Source organism: Amphibacillus xylanus NBRC 15112, assembly GCF_000307165.1.
Taxonomy (GTDB): Bacteria; Bacillota; Bacilli; order Bacillales; family Amphibacillaceae; genus Amphibacillus; species Amphibacillus xylanus.
Window position 1 is genome coordinate 1,172,130 of record NC_018704.1, and the last position, 17,551, is coordinate 1,189,680.

A 17,551-nucleotide genomic window follows, 5' to 3' on the forward strand; every position below is an offset into this window, starting at 1 on the left:
ATGACTAAACCGTATATTTTTCTAATTTCTGATTCTGCTGGAGAAACTGTCGATAAAGTTATTCAATCATCTTTATTGCAATTTAATCGTACAGAAAGCTACCAGCTCATTCGTTCACCTTATATAGAAAAACCAGAACAAATTAATCAAATATTAACTAGAGCTTCAAAGAACGAAGCTCTAGTTTGTTATACACTTGTGAATCCAATATTACGTCAATACACGCAACACTTGGCTTCAGAACTTGGTGTTGAGGTGATAGACATTAATGGACCCATTATTGATGCGCTTGGTCGCTTGTTAAAACAAAAACCAAAAATGGTACCAGGCCTTGCTTATCAGTTAGATGAATCCTATTTTAAACGAATTGAAGCGATTGAATTTGCAGTTCGCTATGATGATGGACGAGACCCAAGTGGAATTGAAAAAGCGGATATTGTCTTAATAGGTGTGTCAAGAACGTCTAAAACGCCTTTATCACAATATTTAGCTATGAAAAGCTATAAAGTAGCGAATGTTCCGATTGTACCAGAGGTGGATCCACCAAAAGAACTTTATCAAACGGACCCAAGTAAATGCTATGGCCTAAAAATTAGTCCTGTTGAATTAAATGAAATTCGTAAAGAACGCTTAAAAACCCTAGGCTTAAGACCTAGTGCAAATTATGCTAACGTAAATCGTATAAGAGAAGAATTGGATTATTTTGAAAATATTGTCGAATATTTAGGTTGTCCGGTCATTGATGTGACAAATAAAGCGGTTGAAGAAACAGCTAATTTAATTTTGCAAATCCAAATGACAAGATAAAACCGATATTATTCAGATAGAACCATAGCTTTTTTAAGATAAATGTACTATAATTATTATTTGTGGAAAAAACTTAGATGCCTTAATGCAAAGCTAGATTGATAGATATATAAGTTATCATCTTTTTTTGCAGGAAAGTTAGGCATACACGTAGAATATTAGATAATAATTAACGATCTTTGCGATTAGGAGTGTGATTATTACTTGTTAGTTAAAAAATGAACCATTAGATTCATTTTTTAATTTTTTGTCGAATCTTGCAGGTTTTTTAGATTTTATATAGAAATTAAATGTTGGTGATAAAATATGGTCTCGCAAATTCCCGAACAATTAATTGATGAGATTCGTCAAGCAAATGATATTGTTGACGTGATTAGTGAATATGTCTCATTAAAAAAACAAGGACGTAATTATTTTGGCTTATGTCCGTTTCATGGAGAAAAAACAGCCTCATTTTCTGTTACCCAAGAAAAACAAATTTTTCATTGTTTTGGTTGCGGAAAAGGTGGTAATGTATTCACATTTTTAATGGAGCAAGAAGGTTTTACATTTCAACAGGCTGTCACTCATTTAGCACAAAGAAGTGGTCATTCATTACCTGAACGGTATTTAAATCAAGTCAACAGTTCGAATCATTCTGTGGACCAAGTTAGTTTACAAGCACATGAGCTTTTGACCAAATTCTATCATCATATTTTTTCTCATGCTAAAGAAGCGGAAACAGCTAGAAATTATATTAATGATCGTGGATTGACAGATGAAACGATTGAACAATTTCAGATTGGCTTTGCCCCGGATTCTAATGAGATTACGACACAATTTTTAGAAAAGAAAGCATTTAATCTACAGGAATTAGTATCTTCGAATGTACTTGCCCGAAGTGATCAAAATCAAATTTATGATCGAATGAGAGGGCGGATCGTGTTTCCAATTCGGAATCACTTAGCGAAGACAGTCGGCTTTGCTGGACGCTCGATCACAAATCTGGAACCAAAATATTTAAACAGTCCAGAATCTGCTTTGTTTCAAAAAGGAAAAATGCTATTTAATTTTGATTTAGCAAGAAGCGAAATGAAAAAAAGTGGACAAGCGATCCTTTTTGAAGGCTATATGGACGTATTTTCAGCGTATCAAGCTGGTATAAAAAATGTCATTGCTTCACTTGGCACATCAGTAACTGAACATCAAGCAGCCTTAATTAGACGCTATGTCGATACTGTCGTTATTTGCTTTGATGGCGATGACGCAGGAATTAATGCGACATTTAAAGTCGCCAAGCTACTTAAAAAAGTCGGCTGCCAAGTTAGAGTCGCAACAATACCAGATCAACTTGATCCAGATGCGTTTATAAAAAAATATGGCGGGAAAAGGTTTAAAGAAGAAGTGATCGAGGCAAGCTCTACTTACATGGGCTTTATCATTAACTTTCATAAGCGACAATTTAATTTAAAAGTTGAAGCTGACCAAATTGCTTATATGCGCTTAATTGTTGAAGAAATTGCTCAATTAAAATCTGCACTTGATCGTGATCGATATGTTCGAGAAATAGCCAAGATGTTTGACCTTTCTCCTGGGGCAATTTTGGAAGATGTTGATCAGATAAGGAAAAAACAAGGCTCAACTAGGGATAATGTGGGTTTAAAGAGCCATACTAATGAGCGCGTATTGAAAAATAGGCCGAAACGCTTATTACCAGCATATCACAATGCTGAAAAAAGATTAATTGCTTATATGTTACATGATCGGACAATTGCTGAACAAATTAAACATACATTAGGGGCTTCATTTAATATTGAGAAGCACAAAATTATTGTTACCTATCTATATGCGTTTTATGAGGACGGTAATCAAGCAAATGTAAGTCAGTTTATTGAACGCCTAAATGATAATGAAATAATTAGTGAAGTAATTGAAATAGCGATGGAACCTATAACAACAGATGTTTCATCTGATGAAATATCTGATTATATCCGAATTATCCGCTTAGAGCAGGACGATAAGAGTATCATTCGTGAACTTATCGCCAAACAAAAACAAGCAGAGATGAATCGAGATTATTTAGAAGCAGCAAAAATAGGTATGGAAATTATGCGGATTCAAAAAGAACTTAAAGAAAAGTAATGGTAATTGATTGGATAAGTTGGAAGGAGGGATTTCTAATGGTTAAAAAACAACCAGATCACTCAAATAGTCTGGATTTAACCTTAGATGAGACGAAAGAACAAATTGTCGAGCTCGGTAGAAAACAAGGTGAGATTTTATATGAAGACGTGGTGGATCGACTAGCTCGATTTGAACTAGAGTCTGAACAAATTGATGAATTTTATGAATATTTATCAGAGCAAGGAATTGAGGTGGTTAGTGACCTCGGTGAAGATGATGCTGATGAAGAGGATTTAAATAATGATGCAGAATTTGATCTTAAAGATATTAGTGTTCCTTTAGGCATCAAAATTAATGACCCGGTGAGAATGTATTTAAAAGAAATCGGTCGTGTTGATTTATTAACTGCTGAAGAAGAAGTGGAACTAGCAAAACGAATTGAACAAAATGACGAAGAGGCTAAAATGCAATTAGCGGAAGCAAACTTACGTTTAGTAGTAAGTATTGCAAAACGTTACGTTGGTAGAGGTATGCTCTTCCTTGATTTAATTCAAGAGGGGAATATGGGGCTAATTAAAGCGGTAGAGAAATTTGATTATCGAAAAGGCTTTAAATTTAGTACTTACGCAACTTGGTGGATACGTCAAGCAATTACTAGAGCTATTGCGGATCAAGCTCGAACAATTCGAATTCCTGTTCATATGGTAGAAACGATTAACAAATTAATTCGAATTCAAAGACAACTTTTACAGGATCTAGGTCGTGAACCGACTCCAGAAGAGATCGGTAAAGAAATGGATTTAACGCCTGAAAAAGTTAGAGAAATCCTAAAAATTGCTCAAGAGCCTGTATCACTTGAGACGCCGATTGGTGAAGAAGATGATTCTCATTTAGGTGATTTTATTGAAGACCAAGAAGTAACATCACCATCAGACCATGCCGCTTATGAATTGTTAAAAGAACAATTAGAAGATGTTCTTGATACGTTAACAGATCGTGAGGAAAATGTTCTTCGACTTCGTTTCGGTTTAGATGATGGACGGACACGTACATTAGAAGAAGTAGGTAAAGTCTTCGGTGTAACACGAGAACGTATTCGACAAATCGAAGCGAAAGCATTACGTAAATTACGCCATCCAAGCAGAAGTAAGCAACTTAAAGATTTTCTAGAATAAATCGTATACAGTAATCAAGAGTTTTCAATTAGTTAGTTTAGGGTAACTGATTGTTAGCTCGGCTAAGTCAATCATGATCAGTTGAGCTTTAATTGATTTTGATTGACTTTTTTTATTAGTAATTAATTTTTGATTGATACCTACAAATAGAGGTGAATTTAAGTGGATTGGCAGAGAAAAGCAATTATCGTTAGTGAGATAAAATATTGGAAAGATAATCGTCTACTACCTGAGGCATATTGTGATTATTTACTTGCCTTGTATACAAAAGGTGAAGAGGACGAGCAAGCAGCTGGATTAACAGAAAACAAAAAAAGACAATCAGAGATTATCACATTGTTGTTTATCCTGCTTAATGCTTTGATTACTCCAATTGTTGCTTTTATAATCATTTATAGTAATCTAAACTTTGGATCAATTATACTTTTACTTTCGATAACGTTTCTGATAACTGCGGCCTTATCCATTATCGCGTGGAAACGATATCGAATTAATCTGAAATACATATTGTTAGTTTTTTTGCTAAATTTATTTATATTAACATTGATTGTCATCTATCAATGGATTACACAATATTGGCTAATTATTACGATAATCTTTGGTCAACTATTGCTATGGATAATTTTAGGGTTTAAACAAAAAAATCTATTGTTAATTTTATTAGCGTTATTTGGATTTATTATTGGATTCATTGCATTTTTATTTTAAAGGACAGGTGTCTAGTAAATATGATAGAACAACTTACATTATCAAAACGCTTAGAAACAATTACAAAATATTTACCTAAAGAGGCTATATTTGCTGACATAGGTAGTGATCATGCATATTTGCCGATTGCAGTCTGCCAGCGAGATGATTCAGCTCGGGCAATTGCGGGCGAATTAAATAAAGGACCTTATTTAGCGGCTATTGAACACGTGGAAAAATATCAATTAGCAGAGCGAATTCAGGTGATTCAAGGTGATGGTTTAGATGTTATTAGAAATCACCCTGTCAAGCAAATAGTTATCGCTGGAATGGGTGGCGGCTTAATTCGTTCAATACTTGAACGAGGTAAAGACACACTAAAAACTGTTGAAAGACTTATACTACAACCTAATGTAGATAGTCAATATATTCGTGAGTGGGCCAACGCCAATGATTTTTCCTTAGTAGATGAAGATATTCTCGAGGAAGATGGCCACATTTATGAAATCTTAGTGCTAGACAAATCTGATCAAGCAAAGTCTACATTCTTATCAGATCAAGTATGCTTATTTGGTCCATTTTTATTGGAGAAACGTAATGATACATTTAAGAAAAAGTGGCAGAGAGAATTAGTTAATTATCAACGAATTATTAACCAAATGGAGCAAGCTAAGGTTTTAGACGTAGCAAAAATAGCTGAATACAATCGTCGAGTAAAATGGATTGAGCAGGTGATAAAACATGACTAAAGAGATATCAGTTGGTAAGGTCGTTCAATTACTAGAGAGTTGGGTACCCAAGAAATTAGCTGCTGATTGGGACAATGTTGGTTTACAAATTGGTAGTTTAAGTCACCCTGTCAAGCAAATCTTAGTTAGCTTAGACGTCACAGAAGAAGTTGTCGATGAAGCGATTGAAATCGGTGCAAACTTAATTATTTCACACCATCCATTACTTTTTAAATCATTAAAGCAAATTAATTATCAAGATCCACTTGGTAAACTGATTCAAAAGATTATTAAACATGATCTTACAGTATATGCTGCCCATACTAATTTGGATGTAGTGATCGGTGGTGTAAATGATTTACTGGCGAGTAAATTAAAACTGGAAAACACAAAAATACTCATTCCAGAGGTAGAAGAACCTTTTTATAAATTGTTTGTTTATGTGCCTGAGACGCATCTAGATGTTGTTGATCAAGCGATAACCAAAATAGGTGTAGGACAATTAGGTGATTATAAAGATTGCTCATTCCGTCTAAAAGGAACGGGAACATTCACTCCGATGGATAATGCTAATCCGTATATTGGTTCGGAAAATAAACGCAGCTTTGTTGATGAAATAAAGCTTGAATATTTATTACCAAGTCATTTAAGAAATCAAGCAATTGACGCGATCAAAAAGGCTCATCCATATGAAGAGCCAGTATTTGATATTATCAAATTAGAAAATGATGGTATTAAGTATGGATTAGGTCGTATCGGAACATTAAAAACAGAAAAAACTTTAAGACAATTATCAGCAGAGTTAAAGGAAATTTTCCAGTTAGAAGGCTTACGTGTAACAGGCTCACTAGATCGAATCGTTAAGAAAGTTGCCGTCTTAGGTGGGAGTGGTGAAAAATATTATCACCATGCTAAACGATTAGGTGCAGATGTTTACATTACAGGCGATGTATCGTTTCATTTTGCACAAGATGCCTTAGCGCAAGGATTATCGATTATTGACCCTGGGCACCACATTGAAGTGATAATGGTTGAGGCTGTATCAGAATATTTAAGAGAACAACTGGATTCAGCAATTAAAGTGAATGAGTCAAAGATAAGCACTGAACCTTTTCAATTTATCTAAAGTATTACTTCAATTCATTTTACTCCAATGAGATGAATTGAAGTTTTTTGTTTTGATCATGTGCATTATTTAGTCGTTTTGACTATAATAAGTAAGACAAATCGTTTTAAGATAAGGAGTTCACAATGAAAAAATACGATTTTAAAGCAATTAACTTAAATCCATGGCTAGAAGAAGTTGTTGATCAGCTTGGTTTTAAGCAACCGACACCAATTCAACAACAAGTTATCCCAGTCGCTTTAACAGGAGAAAGTATTATTGGACAATCACAGACGGGATCAGGAAAAACGCATGCATTCCTTTTACCGTTATTTAATCAATTAGAATTAAATAAAAAAGAAGTACAATTTGTCGTTACAACACCAACAAGAGAATTAGCTAGTCAAATTTTTGATCAAGTTAAAAAAATCTTGGCATTATCAGGATTAGAACATCAAATCCAAGCTAAACTGTTTATTGGTGGAACAGATAAAAAACGTACAATTGAGAAACTAACGGAACAGCCTGATATTATCGTAGCAACTCCAGGACGTCTATTAGACCTGATGAACGAAGGCGCAATTAGTATATACACAGCTCGTTCATTTGTTGTTGATGAGGCTGACTTAATGCTAGATTTAGGCCTAATCAATGAAATTGATCAAATTTTAGTGAAAGCTAGTCCTAGCATACAATTACTCGTCTTCTCTGCAACAATTCCAAAACGATTACAACCATTCTTAAAGAAATATATGGAGAACCCGACTTTTATTGAGATTAAAGATCAAATATCACCCAATTTATTAGAAAACCGCTTAGTACCGTTACGTCACCGTAATCCAGCAGAAATAATTAGTCAAATTGCTCAAACCATTCACCCATACTTGGCTATTATTTTTGCTAATGGTAAAGAGGCTTGTGATGAGCTTTATCATGAATTATCACAGCGTGGATTAAATGTTGGTATTCTTCATGGTGGTCTTTCCGCAAGAGAGAGAAAACGTGTTGTAAAAGATATTCAATCTCTAAAATATCAATATGTTGTTGCAACTGATTTAGCTGCAAGAGGTATTGATATTGAAGGTGTTAGTCATGTCATTAACGCACAATTACCTAAGGAAGTGGAATTCTTTGTCCATCGAGTTGGCCGAACAGCACGTGCGGGAATGGAAGGAACTGCAATTCATTTATATACCGATCAAGATCGCGCACTTCTATCTAAATTAACAGAAGATGGTATTGAATTTTCTAATTATGACATTATTAAAGGCGAATGGCGAGAAGTCAAAGCTTGGAATAATCGAAAATTAAGAGGAAATCAAAAAGATGATTTAGATCAAGAAGCGTGGAAAAGAGTTAAAAGACCGAAAAAAGTTAAACCAGGATATAAGGTAAAACTACGTAAGGAACAAGAACGGATCAAGCGTAAATTAAAAAAAGACAAATATCGAAAGTAGAGGAGTGGAGAACTTGAAAATAGGCTCACACGTATCAATGAGTGGTAAGAAAATGCTGTTAGGCTCAAGTGAAGAAGCAGCGAGCTATGGCGCAACAGCGATGATGATTTATACTGGAGCGCCACAAAATACACGAAGAAAACCAATCGAAGAATTAAATATTGCTGCTGGACTTGAACATATGAAGGAAAATGGCATTGAAGATCTTGTCGTTCATGCGCCATATATTATTAATTTAGGTAATACAACAAAGCCAGAAACATTTGAGCTTGCAGTTTCCTTTTTAAGAAGTGAAATTGAGAGAACGGCAGCATTACAAGCACAACAAATTGTACTACACCCTGGTGCGCATGTTGGAGCAGGAGTAGAACTAGGTATAGCTAGAATCATTGAAGGTTTAAATGAAGTGTTGACATCTGATCAAAATGTTCAAATCGCACTAGAAACAATGGCTGGTAAAGGAACTGAAATTGGTCGCACATTTGAGGAACTAGCGATGATCATAGACGGTGTTAATCATAACGATAAGTTATCAGTTTGTTTAGATACTTGTCACGTTCATGATGCTGGATATGATATCGTGACTGATTTCGACAATGTATTAGATGAATTTGATCGTATTATTGGTTTGGATCGCTTAAAAGTAGTACATGTCAATGATAGTAAAAATAGTAGAGGTGCACATAAGGATCGTCATGAAAATATTGGATTCGGTCACATTGGCTTTGATGTTCTACATAACATTGTTCATCATCCGCAATTAACAGAAATTCCGAAAATCCTAGAGACACCTTATGTTGGGGAAGATAAAACGAATAAGAAACCACCTTATAAGTTTGAAATTGAAATGCTTAAACAAGGTATATTTGATGAACAATTAAAAGAAAAAATCACCTTACAGTAATTGTTAATTTAACAAATTAGAACCCGAATCAATCATATGACTCGGGTTCTTTGACGTTAATAAAAATGACTATAACCATTGATATTTTTAATAAAACCAGTCAGCTACATTATATTGTTTAATAAATTGATTAAGGATTATTTTAGCCTTTTTTACAGTTGTCTGATCTGTAATTTGCTCTAATTGTTTAAGTAAACTAGCTAAATCAGTTTTTTTGAAAGGATCAAGATCTTTTCTGCTTAATATTTTGACAATTTGCACAGCTTGAACTTGAGTTAATTCAACGTTATAATTTCTAGCTTGAATAATTAATTCGTTTGGCGTGACTTCAGTTAACTTTTTCCGAACGATATTCTTTAAAAATGGATTCATCATTATTCTCCTTTGTTATTCCTCACTATAAATACTATATGTTTTCACCACAAAATGTTTATAAATTTGCAGATTTTAATGCTAATTAGTTGCTTTTTCAAAAAAGATCGCTTAGCATATCCATTTGTAACATAACGATGTTACGAGAAAGGATGTAATAGATATGAAAAAGACAGTTATCATTGCTTGTCTTTCAATTTTATCTGCTGTAGCAATTTTAATGGTGCAACGAAATTATTATGACAAACAAATAGAGATAGAAGACTTATTAGCAGAAAATCAAATCTTAGCTGCTGAAAATAAGCATTTAAAAGCAGTGTCAACTTATGAAGTAGAATTAATTGAGCCAAATGATGATCATGAACATTGGGCATATATTGAAGATATTGCAGAACAAATGGTTCAGGATAGTGATGCTCAGTTTAAAAAGACATGGGCGATTTATCTAGCGAATGAAGCGGCGCAATATGATATAGATCCATTTATAATCTATGAATTAATAAAGGTTGAGACTGGTCACACTTTTGATCCACAATTAATTGGTCCCGAAACTAAATATGGGCACGCCTATGGTATGGCACAATTTATGAAAAATACAGCACCATGGATCGCAGATATGGCAGACTTACCTTATAGTGATGAATTACTTTTTGATCCATATTATTCAATGAAATTAGCAATTGTATATTTGGATTTCTTGCATCATAAGTACCAAGATTGGGACAAAGCATTAACTGCATATAATCGTGGTATGACTGGTATGGAGAACTATCTCGAGAGAAACGGTACTGCTAAAAGTCAGTACGCACATATTATTCAATCAAAAGCCAAAGCTCATCATACAGTTGCAATGGCAGAAAGCTAAAGCGTTATGTCTTTAGCTTTTTTTGTTTATTTAGTCATAGATAGGGAAAAGATAGATCCGACTAACTTCTAGTTGATAAATATCAGCTTTTGGATTTAGTGCTTGAAAATCTGAAATATAGCTTTCGATATTAATTGTTGGCTGTGGATTTAGTTTTTCAATAATTGACATGAAATTTTCGCCGTCATTAATCTGATAAGATACAACTTGAAAATTTATACTTTTACGCTCATAATTAGAATAGGAGGGTAGTTGATCAGACTGGTTAGAATTTTTAGGATGATCGTTTAAGTCATGGTAAGCAGCTATCAATAATAGAATAATAAATACATAACCTAGAAATCTTACTTTATTCAATCCTGTTTACCTCCCTTTTTAGTTCTAAAATATAAGCTGATGAAAGTAGGTGTTATACAATTGGGACTTTCTTCATTGTATTGGGTTAGTTTTCTGTTTATTGGTTTCGGAACAATGTTTTTACTTGGTGAATTACTTGTTAAAGCAAAAGGTCTATTTGCTATCCTTGGAATTTCATTAATTACACTATATTTTTATGCCTATCTTGACCCATCTATGATTATAACGATGATGATTCTCTACTTCTTAGGTATTCTACTAATCTTTATTGATGGTGAATTTGTAAATGACGGTACATTAGCTGGTATTGGTATTATTTTAATGATTATTTCAGTAGGGGTAAGCTCTCCTAATTGGGTTATAGGCTTATACGCTATAATTGGTGTTGTGATTGGTGCTGCTTCTTCATTGCTTTGGCTTAAAGTATTACCTAAAAGAAATATGTGGACCAAAATTGCTCTATTAGATAGATTAACAGATGAACAAGGTTATACGACTATGAATACTGATTATAAAGAGTTAGTTGGGAAAACCGGTGTAACATTATCAAATTTACGGCCAGTAGGGACAGTAAAAATTGGTGAAACGCATTATAGTGCACAATCTGATGGATATTGGATAGAAAAAGGAACAGATATTGTTGTTAAACAAGTAGATGGAACGCGTATTTTAGTAGATGTATTAAAAAAATGAGATAAATTATAAATCAGTTAATTCGATTTATATTACCCTTTTAAATGGATAGAATAAGAATTCTATTTCATTTAGGGGGTTTTTTATTGACAAAAATCATGTTAATTCATAAAAAACTGAGTAATGTTAAGATCGTGTAAATTTTTCACGAAAACTCTTTACAAACTGTTAATAGATAATTAATAATAGACATTGGTTTGCTCATACATAGTAGTAAAAAATTTTGAAGGGATGAACTAGTATGGAAATTGACATTATGTCGATTATATTTGAATTTTTTGGTGGCCTTGGAATCTTCTTATTAGGTATTAAATCAATGGGGGATGGCTTACAAAAATCAGCGGGAGATCGCCTAAAAGATATATTAGATAAATTTACAAGCAATCCAATCCTAGGTGTTATTGCAGGTATGATTGTGACTGTATTAATTCAGTCAAGTTCAGGAACAACTGTATTGACAGTAGGATTAGTTAATGCTGGCTTTATGACATTAAAACAATCAATTGGTGTCATTATGGGGGCAAATATCGGTACAACGATTACTGCTTTTATTATTGGTATTAAATTAGAAAATTACGCCTTACCAATCCTCGCAGTAGGAGCATTAATCATCTTTTTCGTTAAAAATAAAAAAATTGTTAACATTGGTGAAGCTATCTTTGGTTTCGGTGCGCTTTTCTTCGGATTGAAATTAATGGGTGATGGACTTGCTCCATTACGAGAGGTTCAAGCATTTCATGAGTTAATGGTTGATATGTCGGAAAACTCAATTCTAGGTTTTCTTGTTGGAATGATCTTTACCTTTGTAGTTCAAAGTTCATCTGCAACTATTGGTATACTACAAAACCTATTTGGTCAGGGAGCAATTGAATTAGAGGGTGCTTTACCTGTATTATTCGGTAATAATGTTGGTACAACAATTACAGCTGTACTAGCTTCGATTGGTGCTGCGGTTGCGGCAAGAAGAGCAGCATTAACTCATGTTGTCTTTAACTTAGTAGGTTCTGTCATTATTATGATATTATTAGGACCCTATACAAACTTAATTGCGATGATTAGAGATGCATTAGGATTAAATGCGGAAATGACAATTGCATTTGCACATGGTATTTTTAATATCGCAAATACATTGTTATTACTACCGTTTATCGGAGTTTTAGCATTTATTGTAACAAAGTTAGTACCTGGTGAAGATTCATCACTCGGTATTGAGCCAACACACCTTGATCCAATTTTTATTCAACAATCTCCGTCAGTTGCATTGGATCAAGCTAAAGAAGAAGTTGTGCGTATGGGTATGTATGCTGTACGTGGACTTGAAGAAGCAGCATTATTTGCATCAACGCATGAATCAATACATGCTGACAATGCCTTACAACTTGAAAATACAATTAACCGTATGGATCAAGAAATTACAGATTATTTAATTGATTTAGCAGCAACTCAACTATCCGATTCAGATAGTGAGAAACACTCTGCATTACTTGATTGTGTTCGTGATATTGAACGTATGGGTGACCACTTTGAAAATATCATTGAATTAATTCAATTTAAGATTTCAAATAAAACAATCTTAACAGATCAAGCTAAAGAAGATTTAGAAGAGATGTTTGAGATTACAATTAAATCTACTAAAGAGGCAGTTGAATCATTGCTTGACCGAAATCGTCAAATGGCTTTAAAAGTTGTCGAATATGAAACACAAATTGATCAGATGGAAAAAACGTTTAGGAAAAAACATATCATTCGCTTGAATGAAGGTATTTGTGCACCGAACTCAGGGATGATTTATGTTGATATTATTAGTAACCTAGAGCGTATCGGTGATCATGCGTTAAATATTGCTGAAGAAGTCATTGGTGAAAAGATTCCAGAAGCAATTCATTAAAAAAATAAGCACTCAGTAGGTAAATCTTACTGAGTGCCCCTATTTAAAATATATAATAATATATTTAAAATTTATAATAAAATCTATTGACTCATTATTTTTATTGTGATATATTATATATCGTCGCTGAAGTTCATACATACATTTGATAGCGACAATATAAATGTTCCACAGTAGCTCAGTGGTAGAGCAATCGGCTGTTAACCGATCGGTCGTAGGTTCGAATCCTACCTGTGGAGCCATTTTATGGCGGCGTAGCTCAGCTGGCGAGAGCGTACGGTTCATACCCGTAAGGTCGTGGGTTCGATCCCCTCCGCCGCTACCATTCTTTTTAGATTACATAATGGCGATCGTGGTGAAGTGGTTAACACATCGGATTGTGGTTCCGACACGCGTGGGTTCGATCCCCACCGGTCGCCCCATTATAAATACAGGACCCTTAGCTCAGTTGGTTAGAGCTATCGGCTCATAACCGATCGGTCGCAGGTTCGAGTCCTGCAGGGTCCACCATTTAGATTTCGCGGAGGAATACCCAAGCCCGGCTGAAGGGATCGGTCTTGAAAACCGACAGGGGCTTCACGGCCCGCGGGGGTTCGAATCCCTCTTCCTCCGCCATTATATTTTATACTTGGCTCAATAGCTCAGCTGGTAGAGCAACGGACTGAAGATCCGTGTGTCGGCGGTTCGACTCCGTCTTGAGCCATCCTTAAACAAGTCACTTATATCAGTGACTTGTTTTTTTGTATTTAAAATTTTTATTAATGTTTAAGTTATTTTAAATCAGGCAAAATACATATATCATCTTGTCATGGGAGTGACTGAAATTGCTGAGTAAGAATGATTTAAATATATTTAAGCGAGATTTGGAAGCACGTGCACAGTTATTAAAAAAGAAGATCCAAAGAGATAAACAAAGAGCAATGGAAGAAGAGTTCTCAACTGAATTATCTGACTATGATAATCATCCTGGAGATCACGGAACTGAATTATATGAGCGTGAGAAGGATATTGCTCTAGCAGCACATGAAATGGCCGAGTTAGATTCGATTAATCATGCACTTAATCAAATTCAAAATAACCAATATGGTGTCTGCGAAACATGTGGCGAAGTAATTGATCTTGATCGTCTAAAGGCTCGTCCTGAATCTACACATTGCTTAGAACATGCGCAAAAACAGCGGTATTTTGATGAAGAGATGGATTATTCTATGAGCTCGTTAGAAATGGATGATACAGATAGTTGGCAAACATTAGAAGAGTATGGGACATCTGAAAGTCCATCAGATTTCGGATCAGATCACAGTGATTATAATCAGCTTACGACAAAAAATGAAGAAGATGAAGGAATGGATCAGTATTCTGAACAAGATATCATTAAGTAAAAATTAGGTTTAATCATGTTTTAATTGGTGTATAGATATATTAATGACAATAAGCATAAATATTGCTAAAAAATTTAGAATTTGATAAGGTGTAATTAGTTAGAAAGTGAACATTTTGTGAACTTTCACTTTAATATCTAAGGAGGCGTTTTTAATGGGAAAATTTGAATTACCAGAATTACCATACGCATATGATGCGTTGGAACCACACATCGATCAGGAGACTATGAGCATACACCATACGAGACACCATAATACTTATGTTGCGAATTTAAATGGTGCACTTGAAGGTCGTAGCGAACTACAAGATAAATCATTAGAAGAATTATTAGCAAACATAGACAATTTACCAAAAGAAATTCAAACTGCTGTTAGAAATAACGGTGGGGGTCACGCAAACCACAGTCTATTCTGGAAATTGATGTCACCAAATGGCGGTGGAAGTCCTCAGGGTAGCCTAGCTGAAGCGATTGATGCTAAGTTTGGTAGCTTTGATAAATTTAAAGAAGAATTTGCTGCTGCCGCAACAGGCCGTTTTGGTTCAGGTTGGGCATGGTTAGTAGTCGATAATGGAGAATTAGCCATCACTAGCACTCCTAACCAAGATACTCCATTAATGGAAGGTAAGACACCTATATTAGGTATTGACGTATGGGAGCATGCATATTACCTGAAATATCAAAATAAACGTCCTGACTATATTTCTGCATTTTGGAATGTAGTTGATTGGGATAAGGTAGCGGAACTGTACCAAGAAGCTAAATAATATATTTACAGCCTGAGTGAAATTATTGCCTCAGGCTTTTTTATGTCAAAAATATAGATAACAATCCTTTATTATACATTGATAGTCGTGCTATAATTGAATAATGAGTAAACGAAGGGAGTGAACGCTTTGTCAAATAAAAAGAGAAATCGTGCACAAATTCCAGTACGACTTAATGTGCTTTTTTTATTTGTCTTTATTTTATTCTCAGTATTAATTCTCCAACTCGGTGTTGTTCAAATTTTAAATGGTGAAGAAGCAAGACAACGGGTTAATGAAACAGAGAATACCACAGCATCAATCGCCGTACCGCGTGGGATTATGTATGATAAATTCGGGAAGATTATTTTAGATAATGAACCAGAGCGTTCAATTACGTATACGCCACCTAAAAATGGTGACTCATCTAAAAAACGATTAGAAATTGCTGAGAAATTAGCCAAATTAATCACAATGGATGAGGATTTTGAATCATTACAGTCAATGGTAAGAGAAAGAGATAAAAAAGAGTACTGGTACTTATTTAATAGTAAAGAAGCAAATGAACGATTAACTGAAGAAGAGCGAGAATTATCTACTAGCGAACAGTATCGCGCTATTTTAAATCATATTGGACCAGAGGATTATAATGAGTTTGACTGGAGTGATCCATATTTATTAAACGTTGTTGCAATTAAAAAAGAGCTAGATCAAGGTTTTGAGCTTTCTCCGCATACAATTAAAAATGAAGGTGTTACTGAGGAAGAGTACGCGTTAGTATCAGAAAACTTAAATGAATTACCTGGTATTGATGCGAAGATTGATTGGAATCGAGTAAAACCATACGGTCAAACTTTTTCAAGTTTTATTGGCAACATTACGACGTCAAATGAAGGTATTCCTAGGGAAAATCAGGATTATTACTTAACAATGGGCTATAGTCGCAATGACAGAGTCGGTACAAGTGGCCTGGAACAATACTATGAAAGTGTATTATCTGGTCAAAAGGAAATCATTCAATACACGACAGATAATAATGGGAATATTTTAGGTACTGAAACAGTTAAAGAAGGGAAAAGTGGTAACGACTTAGTCTTAACGATTGATATAGAATTTCAAAAAGAAGTAGATGAAATTGTTCGTGAAGAACTTGAAAACTATATTAAATCAAACCCGTATGAAAATCGATATATGTCAGATGCCTTAGTGGCAATTCTTGATCCACAAACAGGTGATGTGATTGCTTTAAGTGGAGCGCATTATGATCGAGAGGATAATGAATTTGTTGATCAAGCATATCGAGTCATTTATGATTCTCATATCCCTGGATCTGTTGTCAAGGGTGCAACGATGTTAAGTGGATATGACAGTGGAGTAGTAGCTCCTGGGACTGTATTATTAGATCGACCGATTAAGATTGCAGGTACACCGACAAAACGATCATGGAGAAACATGCACTATATCAATGATAAGACTGCGATTATTCAATCGTCAAACGTGTACATGTTTGAAATAGCGATGCGAATATCTGGAGCTCAATATCGAGAAAATGAGCCATTACGCGGTTTTAATTCTGAAGGTTTTCAAATTATGCGTAATTACTTCCACCAATTTGGTTTAGGTAGTCGTACTGGTATTGATTTACCTTATGAAGCGACAGGTTTTGTAGGTAGTAATGTTCAAGATGGAGGTCTATTACTTGACTTTAGCATTGGACAGTATGATAACTACACCACACTACAATTAGCGCAATACGTATCAACAATTGCTAATGATGGTTATCGCGTTAGTCCAAGAATCGTGAAAGAAATACGTCAAGCCAACGGTAACAAAGACACATTAGGACCTGTTATTGAACGATTTGGACCAAATGTATTAAATCGTGTCACAATGGATGAAAGATATGTTGAAATTATTCAAGACAGCTTTAGACGTGTAGCAACAGAAGGAACCGGTAGAGGGCATTGGGCGAACAACAAGTACAATGTTGCTATAAAAACTGGTACTGCGCAAAACCACTTTTATGAAAATGGGGTTAAGCGAGAAACGAACAACTTAACCTTAGTCGGTTACGCTCCATATGAAGAGCCGGAAATTGCATTTGCAATTGTTGTACCAAGAACCGGTATTGGTACTAACCAAAGTGGTATTCATCACAATATCGGTAACCGCATTGTTAATCGATACTTCGAAAGAAAGCAAGAACAAGAAAATGCAAATAATGATGAATCAAATCAAGACGAAGCAGAAGAAGATCTAGAAGAATAAAAATAGCATTCTTAC

Annotated in this window: 16 protein-coding genes and 6 tRNA genes; 20 read left to right on the forward strand and 2 right to left on the reverse strand. The window is 34.6% G+C overall.

Features of this window, described 5'->3' with window-relative positions; all coding sequences use genetic code 11:
- From AXY_RS05765 to AXY_RS05800, 8 genes are all read left to right on the forward strand, one after another.
- Nucleotides 1–807: a pyruvate, water dikinase regulatory protein gene (locus tag AXY_RS05765; RefSeq protein WP_015009857.1), complete on the forward strand. Its 807-nt coding sequence runs from the start codon at nucleotides 1–3 to the stop codon at nucleotides 805–807.
- A gap of 306 nt (nucleotides 808–1,113) precedes the next feature.
- The gene (gene dnaG / locus AXY_RS05770) at nucleotides 1,114–2,928 is read left to right on the forward strand and encodes a DNA primase (protein WP_015009858.1); all 1,815 of its coding nucleotides are present in this window, start codon (nucleotides 1,114–1,116) and stop codon (nucleotides 2,926–2,928) included.
- Nucleotides 2,929–2,966: 38 nt separating this feature from the next.
- Nucleotides 2,967–4,085 (forward strand): RNA polymerase sigma factor RpoD, encoded by a 1,119-nt coding sequence (gene rpoD / locus AXY_RS05775; RefSeq protein ID WP_015009859.1) that lies wholly within the window; start codon nucleotides 2,967–2,969, stop codon nucleotides 4,083–4,085.
- A 162-nt stretch (nucleotides 4,086–4,247) separates the two neighbouring features.
- Entirely contained in the window at nucleotides 4,248–4,793 is a 546-nt protein-coding gene (locus AXY_RS12270; RefSeq protein ID WP_015009860.1) for a hypothetical protein, read from the forward strand.
- 20 nt (nucleotides 4,794–4,813) lie between these two features.
- The gene (locus AXY_RS05785; RefSeq protein ID WP_015009861.1) at nucleotides 4,814–5,521 is read left to right on the forward strand and encodes a tRNA (adenine(22)-N(1))-methyltransferase; all 708 of its coding nucleotides are present in this window, start codon (nucleotides 4,814–4,816) and stop codon (nucleotides 5,519–5,521) included.
- On the forward strand, nucleotides 5,514–6,626 hold the full coding sequence (locus tag AXY_RS05790) for a Nif3-like dinuclear metal center hexameric protein (protein WP_015009862.1): 1,113 nt from the start codon (nucleotides 5,514–5,516) through the stop codon (nucleotides 6,624–6,626). Before AXY_RS05785 ends, AXY_RS05790 begins: the two co-directional genes overlap by 8 nt.
- A 125-nt stretch (nucleotides 6,627–6,751) precedes the next feature.
- Complete coding sequence (locus AXY_RS05795; protein ID WP_015009863.1) at nucleotides 6,752–8,062, forward strand: DEAD/DEAH box helicase; 1,311 nt, start codon at nucleotides 6,752–6,754, stop codon at nucleotides 8,060–8,062.
- Nucleotides 8,063–8,075: 13 nt separating this feature from the next.
- Nucleotides 8,076–8,966, forward strand: coding sequence for a deoxyribonuclease IV (locus AXY_RS05800; protein WP_015009864.1), 891 nt, complete (start codon nucleotides 8,076–8,078; stop codon nucleotides 8,964–8,966).
- An 87-nt stretch (nucleotides 8,967–9,053) separates the two neighbouring features.
- Here AXY_RS05800 and AXY_RS05805 read toward each other — a convergent pair whose 3' ends face one another.
- Nucleotides 9,054–9,338, reverse strand: coding sequence for a DUF2624 domain-containing protein (locus tag AXY_RS05805; protein ID WP_015009865.1), 285 nt, complete (start codon nucleotides 9,336–9,338; stop codon nucleotides 9,054–9,056).
- Nucleotides 9,339–9,501: 163 nt separating this feature from the next.
- Here AXY_RS05805 and AXY_RS05810 point away from each other — a divergent pair, with 163 nt between their 5' ends.
- Complete coding sequence (locus AXY_RS05810) at nucleotides 9,502–10,203, forward strand: transglycosylase SLT domain-containing protein (RefSeq protein ID WP_015009866.1); 702 nt, start codon at nucleotides 9,502–9,504, stop codon at nucleotides 10,201–10,203.
- Nucleotides 10,204–10,233: 30 nt separating this feature from the next.
- On the opposite strand, the gene AXY_RS05815 is transcribed toward AXY_RS05810, so the two are convergent.
- Entirely contained in the window at nucleotides 10,234–10,560 is a 327-nt protein-coding gene (locus AXY_RS05815) for a hypothetical protein (protein WP_015009867.1), read from the reverse strand.
- 39 nt (nucleotides 10,561–10,599) lie between these two features.
- Between AXY_RS05815 and AXY_RS05820 the strand changes: the two genes are divergently transcribed.
- The 11 genes from AXY_RS05820 (at nucleotide 10,600) to AXY_RS05870 (ending at nucleotide 17,536) form a co-directional block, all read left to right on the forward strand.
- Entirely contained in the window at nucleotides 10,600–11,253 is a 654-nt protein-coding gene (locus tag AXY_RS05820; RefSeq protein WP_155835473.1) for an NfeD family protein, read from the forward strand.
- A gap of 241 nt (nucleotides 11,254–11,494) precedes the next feature.
- The gene (locus AXY_RS05825) at nucleotides 11,495–13,141 is read left to right on the forward strand and encodes a Na/Pi cotransporter family protein (protein ID WP_015009869.1); all 1,647 of its coding nucleotides are present in this window, start codon (nucleotides 11,495–11,497) and stop codon (nucleotides 13,139–13,141) included.
- 167 nt (nucleotides 13,142–13,308) lie between these two features.
- Nucleotides 13,309–13,383 (forward strand) — tRNA-Asn (locus AXY_RS05830).
- A gap of 6 nt (nucleotides 13,384–13,389) precedes the next feature.
- Nucleotides 13,390–13,466 (forward strand) — tRNA-Met (locus tag AXY_RS05835).
- A gap of 21 nt (nucleotides 13,467–13,487) precedes the next feature.
- Nucleotides 13,488–13,563: transfer RNA gene (locus tag AXY_RS05840), tRNA-His, on the forward strand.
- 11 nt (nucleotides 13,564–13,574) lie between these two features.
- Nucleotides 13,575–13,651 (forward strand) — tRNA-Ile (locus AXY_RS05845).
- Between the two features lie 12 nt (nucleotides 13,652–13,663).
- Nucleotides 13,664–13,756: transfer RNA gene (locus AXY_RS05850), tRNA-Ser, on the forward strand.
- Between the two features lie 15 nt (nucleotides 13,757–13,771).
- Nucleotides 13,772–13,844 (forward strand) — tRNA-Phe (locus AXY_RS05855).
- A gap of 121 nt (nucleotides 13,845–13,965) precedes the next feature.
- The gene (locus AXY_RS05860) at nucleotides 13,966–14,523 is read left to right on the forward strand and encodes a TraR/DksA C4-type zinc finger protein (RefSeq protein WP_015009870.1); all 558 of its coding nucleotides are present in this window, start codon (nucleotides 13,966–13,968) and stop codon (nucleotides 14,521–14,523) included.
- A gap of 154 nt (nucleotides 14,524–14,677) precedes the next feature.
- Nucleotides 14,678–15,289, forward strand: a complete 612-nt coding sequence (locus AXY_RS05865; protein ID WP_015009871.1) for a superoxide dismutase — start codon at nucleotides 14,678–14,680, stop codon at nucleotides 15,287–15,289.
- 120 nt (nucleotides 15,290–15,409) lie between these two features.
- Nucleotides 15,410–17,536: a peptidoglycan D,D-transpeptidase FtsI family protein gene (locus AXY_RS05870; protein WP_015009872.1), complete on the forward strand. Its 2,127-nt coding sequence runs from the start codon at nucleotides 15,410–15,412 to the stop codon at nucleotides 17,534–17,536.
- The last annotated feature ends 15 nt before the right edge of the window (nucleotides 17,537–17,551 follow it).